This window comes from Actinomyces provencensis, assembly GCF_900155435.1.
Taxonomy (GTDB): Bacteria; Actinomycetota; Actinomycetes; order Actinomycetales; family Actinomycetaceae; genus Pauljensenia; species Pauljensenia provencensis.
On the sequence record NZ_LT700212.1, the window covers coordinates 570203 to 580546 of the forward strand.

The 10344-nt window shown below is 70.4% G+C and carries 7 protein-coding genes and 1 pseudogene; 5 read left to right on the forward strand and 3 right to left on the reverse strand.

Annotation, left to right across the window (positions count from 1 at the left end; genetic code table 11):
• Positions 1–35: 35 nt before the first annotated feature.
• Positions 36–2978: a YhgE/Pip domain-containing protein gene (locus tag BQ9890_RS02450; RefSeq protein ID WP_078062181.1), complete on the reverse strand. Its 2943-nt coding sequence runs from the start codon at positions 2976–2978 to the stop codon at positions 36–38.
• A 165-nt stretch (positions 2979–3143) separates the two neighbouring features.
• On the opposite strand from BQ9890_RS02450, the gene BQ9890_RS15120 reads away from it, so the two are divergent.
• Positions 3144–4157 carry a TetR family transcriptional regulator gene (locus BQ9890_RS15120; RefSeq protein WP_075889093.1) on the forward strand — a complete coding sequence of 338 codons (1014 nt, stop codon included), beginning with the start codon at positions 3144–3146 and terminating at the stop codon, positions 4155–4157.
• Between the two features lie 68 nt (positions 4158–4225).
• Here the strand turns inward: BQ9890_RS15120 and BQ9890_RS02460 are convergent, their stop codons facing one another.
• Positions 4226–5440 (reverse strand): NADP-dependent isocitrate dehydrogenase, encoded by a 1215-nt coding sequence (locus BQ9890_RS02460; RefSeq protein ID WP_075889095.1) that lies wholly within the window; start codon positions 5438–5440, stop codon positions 4226–4228.
• A gap of 150 nt (positions 5441–5590) precedes the next feature.
• Here BQ9890_RS02460 and BQ9890_RS02465 point away from each other — a divergent pair, with 150 nt between their 5' ends.
• From BQ9890_RS02465 to BQ9890_RS02475, 3 genes are all read left to right on the forward strand, one after another.
• Entirely contained in the window at positions 5591–6511 is a 921-nt protein-coding gene (locus BQ9890_RS02465) for an alpha/beta fold hydrolase (RefSeq protein ID WP_195907608.1), read from the forward strand.
• A gap of 262 nt (positions 6512–6773) precedes the next feature.
• Positions 6774–8396: an MFS transporter gene (locus BQ9890_RS02470; protein WP_075889099.1), complete on the forward strand. Its 1623-nt coding sequence runs from the start codon at positions 6774–6776 to the stop codon at positions 8394–8396.
• A 28-nt stretch (positions 8397–8424) separates the two neighbouring features.
• The gene (locus BQ9890_RS02475) at positions 8425–9132 is read left to right on the forward strand and encodes an ArsR/SmtB family transcription factor (protein ID WP_075889101.1); all 708 of its coding nucleotides are present in this window, start codon (positions 8425–8427) and stop codon (positions 9130–9132) included.
• A gap of 189 nt (positions 9133–9321) precedes the next feature.
• On the opposite strand, the gene BQ9890_RS02480 is transcribed toward BQ9890_RS02475, so the two are convergent.
• On the reverse strand, positions 9322–9615 hold the full coding sequence (locus tag BQ9890_RS02480) for a DUF3017 domain-containing protein (RefSeq protein WP_075892597.1): 294 nt from the start codon (positions 9613–9615) through the stop codon (positions 9322–9324).
• 177 nt (positions 9616–9792) lie between these two features.
• On the opposite strand from BQ9890_RS02480, the pseudogene BQ9890_RS15765 reads away from it, so the two are divergent.
• Positions 9793–10344: pseudogene (locus tag BQ9890_RS15765) on the forward strand (phosphate acetyltransferase); the annotation flags it as partial.

Sequence of the window (10344 nt, forward strand, 5' to 3'; positions counted from 1 at the left end):
GAGGTCACGGCACGCCCGGGACGCCCTCGTCCTCCTCAGGCGGAGGCCGGGGTCGGACCCGACTCCCCCGTCCCCGCTGCTCCCGGGTCCTCGCGTGCCATCTGGGCGCGCACACGGGCACTCGCCCGGTCCGCCTCGGCCGCTGCGGCCAGTGAGTCACCCAGCAGGGCGTTGTCACTCGGGAGGGGCCGGGCCCCGGAGCGCAGGTGCGCAGCGACGAAGGTCAGGACCACCGCGAGCGCGAAGTACAGGGCCAGCACCAGCAGGCAGTTGCGCACGGCGTGGGTGGCACCTGCTCCCGCGAGCATCTCGCGGAAGGCGAGCTGCGTGTAGGACATGGGCAGCCACGGGTGGATCCACTGGAAGAACTTCGGCGCCGTCTCGATCGGGAAGGTCGCTCCCATGGAGGTGATCTGCAGGCACAGGAACACGATGGAGACGAAACGGCCCCGGTAGGCCAGCGTCGCCACGAGCATCTGGTTGAGGGCCACGAAGGTCAACGAGCTCGCGATGGCCAGCAGGATCAGACCACTGACGTCAACGGCCTCCAGGCCCACGAGCCAGTTGGTGAGGACCATGAGGAGCACTGCCTGGGCGACACCCATGAGGGTGGCGGTGACCGCGGGACGCACCGGGGCCATCCACCACCGCTCGGTGGGGCTGGGGCGGCGGTCGAGCGCAGGCAGGACGAGGAAGATCGCGATGCCACCGACCCACAGCGCCAGCGACATGAACATCGGGGTGAAGCCCGCACCGTTGTTGGCCACCGCGTTCTCGCGCACGGGGTCCACGGAGACCGGCTTGGAGATCACCGAGGCGATGTGGGCGGAGTCCCGCTCGGAGTAGTCGGGGATGCGGTCGACTCCGTCGCTGAGCCCGTCGGAGAGCTTGGTGATCCCGGTGCTGAGGGCGGTGGTGCCCTCGGCTGCCTTCTGTGCGCCCCGGTCCAGGGTGTCCAGGCCGGTGGCGAGCTCGCCGGTCTTCGAGGCGAGCGTCGTCGTGCCGTCACTGAGCTCGCGCAGGCCGACGGTGAGGGTGTCGGCCCCGTCGCCGGCCTCCGCGGCCCCGGAGGCGAGCTGGGAGGCACCCGAGCGCAGGGAGGAGGACGTGCCGGAGAGCTGCTGGGCCCCGGAGTTCAGCTGGTCGACGCCGGCGCGCAGTGTGGAGGAGTTGGAGGACAGCGTCGAGAGACCGGAGTCCAGCTGCGCGGTCCCACCGATGAGTCGGGTGGCCTGCGAGGCGCCGGTCCTCAGTGCCGGGGACTGGGAGGACAGCGTGTTGAGCACGCCGGCGACGGTCTGGCCCGCACCGGTGGAGGGGTCGTAGACGTCCGTCGCAGTGCCCACGCGCTCTGCAAGTGTGTGAGCCCCTGCATTGAGGGCGGGGACGCTCTCGGCCGAGGAACTGTCATTCGCGGCCTGCATCTGTGCTGCAAGCGGGGTGACCCCCTGGTCCTCGACGGCTCGGGCCAACTGTCCGACCCCACTTGCTGCCTGCTTGAGCGGGTTCGCCTGGGCGAGCAGGCTCTGCCCGCCCTTGTACGCCGCCGCCAGCTGGGCACAGGTCTCACCATTTGGTTCGGCCGCACAGGCTGTGCCCATCTGGGTCTTGACGGCCCCGATCGTCGCGTCCACATAGGCGGTCGTACCTCCCGTGTAGTCGCTGACCCCCTTGACCAGACCAGTCGGACCGGAAGCGGGGTCGGCACTCCCTGCACTCGCCACGAGAGTTGCCATGGCAGTGGTCAGTGGGGTCGACCCGCTGATCGAGCTCGGATCCACAGCTGGTGCCCCGGGTTCACCGATCGCCGCCGCCGCGGTGTCGATCGTGGCCGCCAGCTTCTGCGTTCCGGTCGCGAGGGCGTTCACACCGGTCACCAGCGAGGGTGTCGATCCCTGATCCTTGACGACGTTGACGCGCAGTTGGTCCACGCCACCCGTGTACTGCACCACGCCGCTGTTCAGGGCCGTCAGTCCCTGCGCCCCACCGGCCAGTTGCTGCGCCCCGGCAGCAGCGGAGTCGACGCCCTTCGTGTAGGTCGTGACACCACCGGCCAGGGAGTTCGCACCAGCGGCGGCCCGGTCGACACCTGCGGTGTAGCGGTCGACCCCTCCGGACAGCGTGGAGGCGCCCGCACCCAGGCGTGAGACGCCACTGGCCAGTGCGGAGCTGCCGCTCGCGGCCTGCGTGGCGCCCGTGGCGGCGGATCCGGCTCCCTCTGCCAGCTGGCCGGCTCCGGAGGCGGCGGTCGTGGTCCCCTCCGCCAGCGTGTCGAGGCCGGACTGCAGGGCGTCCGCCCCGGTGGTGAGCTGTTCGGCACCGGACTGGGCGTCCTCCATGCCGGACCTGATGGTACCGATCGACAGGAGGATGTTGTCGGTGTACTTCTCCGCACCCTTGGCGGTGAGTTCGTCCTCCAGGTTGACGGCAACGGTCCTGGCCAGTGTGCCGGCCAGGTAGTTGATGCCGTCGTCCGTACGCAGGTCCAGTGTCTGCTGGGCGGCAGCGGCGGCATCCGTGGTCCCGACCTTCGTCGTGGAGGCGCTGAAGTCGGCGGGAATCGTCAGGACGGCCCGGATCTTCTCGTCCTTCATGTCCGCTGCGGCCTGTTCAGCACTCATCGAGTGCCAGGTGAACCCGACGTCCTCGCCGTCCTGCGGACTGGTGAGCCGATCCTCGAGCTCGTCACCGAGGGCGAAGTGCTCCGTTGAACCCGTGGCCAGGACGACGTCCGTGGCCACGTCCTCGTTCACCACGGCCGCCTGGATCGTGTAGACGCGGTTGGTGGGGTTCTGGTAGGCGGAGGTCAGGAGTCCCGCATACATGAGCGGGATCACTGCCACGGCGATGACCACGATGATGTTCGCCAGCGTCGAGCCGGTCAGCTTCTTCACGTCGATGTCCTTCTGGACGAAGTACCCGGGCCCGGACACGCCTCCGGGCAGCCTCGATACAGATATGTATTCCTTGGTCGACATCGACGATACATAGGTGTATCTTCGAGCGCAACACAGTCGATACACTCATGTATCCGACGTCACCCGACCCTCGCAGCAGCGGGTCCGCCACCCGTCACGACCCGCATCGGCAGGGGACAATGGACGGGCGCGCACGTCGTCCATGAGCACGAGGAGGAGTCACCGATGGGCAGTGGACCCACGACCCACGAGGGCGACACCGACCCAGACTCCCATCGACACGCCGGCAGCGCACAACGGGTCTCGGCCCGACGTGCCGCGGTGCGCAGACTCGCCCACCTGCCCACCACCGAGCGCCGTGCGGAGACCCAGCGCAGGCTGCTCGAGGCGGGACGGCACATCATCGCCGAGAACGGCGTGGGAGGAGCCTCCGTCGGCCTCATCACCGCCGAGGCGGGCTTCACCCGCGGCGCGTTCTACTCGAACTTCTCCGACATGGACCACTTCGTCCAGCAGGTCGCCCAGCACGAGTGGGACTCCGTGCTCACCGCCATCGGCACCCGCCTGCGCGAGGAGATCGACTCCGCCCCGGATCCCGCCCCGCACTCCTCCCCCACCTCCGACGAGGGCGGCCCCGCCCTCGTCGACACGACGGCCGGGGCACATGGGACGACGCCAACGGGAGAGGGGCCCGCGTCTGCGGTGCCCCGCCCGACCGCGACCGGTTCCGCCACGGCGGCGTGGGTGGCGGAGAACCTGCTCCAGACGACACGCCCCCTCCTCGGGACGTCCGGCAGGAACAGTGCCGGTGCGCCGGGCGCCGGCGTCCGGCCGGACGCGCTCCACGCGGAGTCCCCGGAGGACACCCGGTCCGACTACGTCGACCAGTTGACCGTCTTCTCCCACGCCCTCCTCGCGGCCATCCCCCGCGACCGCGAGTTCTACCTGCTGTGGTCCTCGCTGGCCAATCTCATGGTGCGCTTCCCCGAGGAGTCCGCCCACCTGCGCGAGTCCTTCCTCGACTTCCGCGACGGGATGGCCGCCTACATCGTCGAGGCCCTCGACACCCTGGGCCTCGAGCCGCGCATCGGGGCACGCGACATGGTGGACCTGGTCATCGCGATCGGCGCGCGCTCGACCCGCAACCGGCTCATCGACCCCGCCGGCGACGGGGACGAGCTGCTCGAACGTGTGCTGCCCGTGCTGCTGCCCGGCCTGGCGGGACCCCGGCAGGACTGAGCACCCGACCCGGGGCGGGAACCCGGGAACCGGAACGTGCGGTGGACACCGGCGGGAGCCGGGGCGGGTCAGGCCAGGCGCGCCTGGAGGTTCTCGTCCAGGGCGGAGAGGAACTCCTCGGTGGTCAGCCACTCCTGGTCCGGCCCGATGAGCAGGGCGAGGTCCTTGGTCATCTTCCCCGACTCCACGGTCTTGATGACCACGTCCTCCAGGGTCCGGGCGAAGTCCACGACCTCCGGTGTGCCGTCCAGGGTGCCGCGGTGCTGGAGTCCGCGCGTCCACGCGAAGATGGAGGCGATCGGGTTCGTCGAGGTGGGCTTGCCGGCCTGGTGCTGGCGGTAGTGGCGGGTGACGGTGCCGTGGGCGGCCTCGGCCTCCACGACCTTCCCGTCGGGGGTGGACAGCACCGAGGTCATGAGGCCGAGCGATCCGAACCCCTGTGCGACGGTGTCGGACTGGACGTCCCCGTCGTAGTTCTTGCAGGCCCAGACGTACCCGCCCTCCCACTTCATGGCCGAGGCGACCATGTCGTCGATGAGGCGGTGCTCGTAGGTGAGGCCCGCGGCGTCGAAGAGGTCCTTGAACTCGGTCTCGTAGACCTCCTGGAAGATGTCCTTGAAGCGCCCGTCGTAGGCCTTGAGGATCGTGTTCTTCGTGGAGAGGTAGACCGGGTAGTTGCGCTTGAGGCCGTAGTTGAGGGACGCCCGCGCGAAGTCCCGGATCGAGGCGTCGAGGTTGTACTGCACCTGCGCCACGCCGTCGCCGGGGGCCTGGTAGACCTCGAACTTCAGGGGTTCGGAGCCGTCCTCGGGCGTGAACTGGACGGTGAGCGTGCCTGCGCCCTCGAAGCGGAAATCGGTGGCGCGGTACTGGTCGCCGAAGGCGTGGCGCCCGATGATGATCGGCTTGTTCCACCCGGGCACCAGGCGCGGGATGTTGGAGATGATGATCGGCTCACGGAAGATCACCCCGCCCAGGATGTTGCGGATCGTCCCGTTGGGGCTCTTCCACATCTTCTTGAGGCCGAACTCCTTCACGCGGGCCTCGTCGGGAGTGATGGTCGCGCACTTGACACCCACGCCGTGCTCCTGGATGGCGTGGGCGGCGTCGATGGTCACCTGGTCGTCGGTGGCATCGCGGTTCTGGATGGAGAGGTCGTAGTACAGCAGGTCGATGTCCAGGTAGGGGTGGATCAGGCGGTCCTTGATGAACTGCCAGATGATCCGCGTCATCTCGTCGCCGTCGAGCTCGACGACCGGACCCTGGACCTTGATCTTCGACATGCTGCTCCTCCCGGTTGCTGGCCCGCAGCTCCGGGCCGCCGACCACCTGCACGCCCTCGTCCGTGAGGCGCCGCGCCCAGATTACTCGATGTCGAGATATCTGTCATGGTCCGGGCCGCGCGGGTCGACGAGCCCTCCTACTCTGGGCCCATGGCACGCGAGGAGGTCCAGGTCCCCAGGGGCTCCCGCGCGCTCCACGTCCTCGTGCGCCGCGAGCGCGCGTGGCCCCGTGGGGACACGGACGAGGGCGGGACCGGAGGTGGGACCGAGGTCGGGACCACGACCGGGAGCGATCCCCTGACGCACCCGCCATGCGGACGTGCCCGCGCGGGCACAGGTGATTCCGGGCGTCCACGTGGGGGAACGGTCCTCCTGGAGGCGGGACTCGGGCTCGACTCCACCCTGTGGTCCCCGCTCCTGGACCTCATCGATGCCGACCGACGCCTGGATCCCTGGCGCATCATCGCCCCCGACCGAGCCGGGTCGGGCGCCTCCGCGCCCGCACCCGACCCCCGGCCACTGTCCTCACTCGTCGCCGACCTCGACGCGGTGGTCGACACCCTGGGCACCGGACCACTGGTACTGGTCGGGCACTCCTGGGGTGGAACGCTGGTGCGGCTCTGGTGCGTGGCCCACCCGGGCTCCGCAGCGGGCAGCGTCCTCGTCGACGCCTCCTACGAGTGCGGCCCGGAGCACCACCGCGCCAGCGCGTTGGGCTGGCTGGGTCGGGGCGCGGACGTGCTCGCAGCGGACTCCTTGGAGGCGCTCGAGCTCTCCCTGGGCCGGGGTGCGAGGGCGTCGGCACACGCCCGCACCCAGGAGATGCGGCTCTTCGGGACCTCCCTTGACCTGTTGGCGTCCCTGGAGTCCCGCGGACTCGCCTGGATGCCCCCGGACTCCGAGCTCGTGACGACCTCGCGCCGCCACACCCGCCAACACGAGGTGCAGCAACGCTTCGCGCGTGACCGCGGGTTCACCCTGCGAGAGGCGGCCACCCCGCGCCACCTGGTCCCGCTGAGGGATCCGGCCACGGTCCTGGCCGCCCTCGTCGACGTCCTGCCCGCGGGCTGAACCGGGCCTGCCCGAAGGTCCCCGTCCCGCAGGTCACGGCACGGCGAGGCACGGCACGGCGCGGCGCGGAACAGCCCAGCACCGCGAGGCAGGGAGATCTTCCCGGCACTACCGTCCCCCACCGGACGGAGCACACCCACGGGGACGGACAGGTGGCCATCGCCGGGAGGGGCTTCGCTCGCCGTCAGGCCGGTGTCCGGAGCAGGGGAAGATTTATGCACATTCAGTTGCGCAATCTATCTTGCGTATCTACGCTGAGGGCATGGACACCACCTCCGCGCTCGCCTCCGGACCTCGGTCCCTGCTGCGCCAGCGCGACTACCTCGCCTGGCTGCTGGCGGACACCTCGTGGCAGTTCGGCAGTTCCATCCGCAGCTTCGCGATGACCCTCATCGCCTACGCGGTCACGGGGTCCTACGCCCAGGCCGGTGTGGTCGCCACGGCGACGATGGTGGCCGGGGTCGTCACCATCCTCCCCGGCGGTGTCCTCGTCGACCGCATCGACCGACGCACCGCACTCGTGGTGTCGGGTCTGCTGCGCGCCGTCGTGTACACCGTCGCGGCCCTGGCCTGGTGGGCGCAGGTGCTCACCCTGCCCGTCCTCATCGGCGTCGGGGTCGCCTCGGGGATCGTCGCAGGGCTCTTCGGTGCGGCGTCGAACGCGGCGCTGAAGTCCGTGGTCGACCGTCCTGACCTGCCGCGGGCGATCGCCGCGAACCAGGGGCGCGATGCCGCAGTCAGCCTCTCCGCGCCTCCCCTGTCGGGTCTGCTCATGGGGATCTCCTACGCGCTGCCCTTCGTGGCGGCCGCCGTCGGCGCGCTGGTGCAGGTCCTCACCACCCGTCTGATCCGCGCCGACCTCAGGCCCGACGCCCACGCTGCGGCCCCGCGAGGAAGCGGGTGGACGGAGAGGGACCGGGCAGCGGGTCGGACCGCGGACGATACGGAGACCGACTGCGGCAGGGCAACCGGGACGGACGCGGTGAGCGGGAACGACGCCGGCGCCCACCGCCTCGGACGCGTGGCGGGATCGGTGCGCCGGAACCTGGGCGACATGTTCTCGGGCTTCTCGATCTTCGCCCGCAGTGCCCTCCTGCGTCATCTGGTCCCCGCGATCGTGTGCATCAACATGGGCTTCGGCGCGCTCTACACGGGGCTCACCCTGATCCTGCAGGGTCAGGGCGTGGACCCGTGGCGGATCGGGCTCATCGACTCCGCCCTGGCCGCCGGCATGCTCGTGGGCGCCCTCGTCGCTCCGCGCCTCATCGAGCGGGTCCCCACGGGGCGCCTCACCCTGGTCCTCTTCCTCCTCGCGGCGGCGATCATGGTCCCGGTCGCCGTCACCCGTACCCAGGTGGTCGTCCTCGTGTGCTTCGCCGCTGTGGGTCTGCTGCTGCCCGCGCTCAACGGCGGGATCATGGGGTACACGCAGGGGATGATCCCCTCCTCCGAGCAGGGGCGCACCATGGCGGCCATCTCGATGGCGAACGAGTCGGGGGTCGCGGTCACACCCGCGTTGGTCGGGTTCGGACTGCAGTGGTTCGGTGCGGGTCCCACGATGCTCGCGACCATCGTCGTGTTCCTCCTGGCGGCGGCCTTCATCGTCACCAACGGCGAGCTGCGCGCACTGCCCACCCCGGACCGGTGGGACCTCCCCGACGAAGTCCACCCGACGGAGGCGACCCCGGACGTGCAGGGGGTCCCGACACCTGTGGTCTCCCCGACTCCTGATGGGGCCCGGACGGGTGAGGACGCTCGCGCACCCCGGGACGCAATGGCTCCGGACAACGCGTCGGCACCCGGGAGTGAGGAGTTCACCGTTCCCGGCACGGGAGCCTCCCGGCCTGCGGATAGGCTGGAGCAGCCGTCCGACACGACACGGTGACGGACCCACCCAGGCATGAGGAGGCCGCATGGGCGACAGTGTTGGCCGGGACCCGGACACGGCGGTGTCCGGCCGCGCGGCCCCGACGGGCACACCGGGTGTGGCGAGCGATGACTCCCCCGGGGAGGATTCCCGGTGGAGTCCACCCCACCTGCCACCCGAGCGGACCCTGGAGATCCTCAAGGTCATCGCCCATCCCATCCGCCTCAAGATCGTGCGCCTCCTCTCCCTGGGGGAGTCCATGCGTGTCTCCGACGTCGCCCGGGAGGTCGAGGAACCCGCGAATTCCGTCTCCTACCACCTGCGTCAGTTGGCCCGGGCGGGGATCGTGCGGAAGGTCGAGCCACCGGGATCACACGATGCACGCGAGACGTGGTGGCAGCTGCCCGACTGGCAGGGACTCTACGTCGACAGTGAGGAGTTGCGGTCGATCCCCGGAGGTCCTGCCGCGCTGTCGGCACTGAGCACGGTGATGAGCGCGGACGTCGCACAGGTGTTCTCCGTCGATGCCGATGGAGCACCCGGGTGGCCGGGTCTCCAGAGCGATCTGGGCCTGCGGCTCACCCATGACGAAGCCGAGGAGCTCATCGGCCGCATCGACGAGATCGTCGGGCGCGCACTCGTGACGTCGCGTGGACACGCTGCTTCCGACGACCCCGACACCCACCGGTACGACGTGCGACTCCTCCTCCGGGCGCGCCCGAACAGGGAATCCGACCAGGACACCCGGGCCTGAGAGGAGCGGGGCCGGCTCCTGCCCCACACCCGGCAGTGTCCGTGACGGGTCGGCTGACCCCGACCGCCAGGGGTCCACCTCCGGACACCGACCGAGGGGCGGACTTCACGCTCGGAACTGAGCGGACTTCAGGCCCAGAACAGAGCGGACTTCGAGCCTGGAACAGAGCGGACTTCGGCGTGGGGAGGGTCAGGGGAGGCCCATGGTGGCGGTCCAGGGGGAGAAGAACCAGACCAGCGCACCGAGACCGGCGTAGAAGGCCACGTCCAACCACCGGTGCCGACTGGCGTACCAGGGCCTGCCCGGCAGCACCGCACGCAGACCCGCAAGGGAGAAGAGTGCAGCTGACACCACGATCACCGCGCGGTGGGGGTGGTCAGTCAGGACGAGGACCACGACCGCGACCGTGCACGCGACGACGCCCACCAGGCTCACCACACCGGCAAGTCCGAGCGAGCGGCCCAGATCGTCCCTGTCCTCCATCGGCACCACAGTACCCGCCACCGGAGCCCGCCCTGCGCCCCACTCCCCGGCGCGGATCGTGTCCACCCGCACATCCACGCATTCCTCCGGGGCCGAATCCGGGACTTCGGTCGGGGATAGCATGGACGGTGGCGCCCCCACCGGGTTGCCGCCGCTCACGTGCTTGAGGAGAAACCCGTGACTGCCCGCTTCATCGTCATCCAGCCGAGCCCGGCGACCACCGCGAGGGAGGTGGGTGACGACCTCGCCACTGCGTTCTCCGCGCGCGGCTCGCTCGCCCGCACCGACGCACTCGAGGGTGTCGACGTCGACACCGTGACCACCACTCCCACCGCAGCCCTCGCGCGGGTCGTCGCCGCCCTGCGCGCCGACACCTCCGACACCGTGCTGATCGACCAGGCCGAGGACCTCCCCGTCTCCACCTTCGACACCTTCGGGTGGAACCTGGACGTGGCCGCCTCCACCGGTGCGCGCATCGTGCTGGCGCTGGACACCGAGGGTGTGCCCGCCGACCTGCTGGAACGCGAGGTCGAGGTCGCCCGCGGGCGCGCCGCCTCCCACCGGGCGACACTCGCCGCCGTCGCCCTGCCCGCAGCACTCGCCGGCGAGGTCGGTGTCGAGGGCGTCGCCACGATCCCCCTCCCCCTGGACGACGAGGGCGTCACCGCCCTCCTCGCCACCCCCGAGCCCACGGCCGTCACTCCCCTGGCCTTCCAGGCCGACCTCGTG

Coding starts and splice junctions, on each gene's coding strand:
- BQ9890_RS02460 (WP_075889095.1), bottom strand. CDS start 5,440: ATGTCGAAGATCAAGGTCCAGGGTCCGGTCGTCGAGCTCGACGGCGAC.
- BQ9890_RS02465 (WP_195907608.1), top strand. CDS start 5,591: ATGGCACGCGAGGAGGTCCAGGTCCCCAGGGGCTCCCGCGCGCTCCAC.
- BQ9890_RS02475 (WP_075889101.1), top strand. CDS start 8,425: ATGGGCGACAGTGTTGGCCGGGACCCGGACACGGCGGTGTCCGGCCGC.
- BQ9890_RS15120 (WP_075889093.1), top strand. CDS start 3,144: ATGGGCAGTGGACCCACGACCCACGAGGGCGACACCGACCCAGACTCC.
- BQ9890_RS02450 (WP_078062181.1), bottom strand. CDS start 2,978: ATGTCGACCAAGGAATACATATCTGTATCGAGGCTGCCCGGAGGCGTG.
- BQ9890_RS02480 (WP_075892597.1), bottom strand. CDS start 9,615: ATGGAGGACAGGGACGATCTGGGCCGCTCGCTCGGACTTGCCGGTGTG.
- BQ9890_RS02470 (WP_075889099.1), top strand. CDS start 6,774: ATGGACACCACCTCCGCGCTCGCCTCCGGACCTCGGTCCCTGCTGCGC.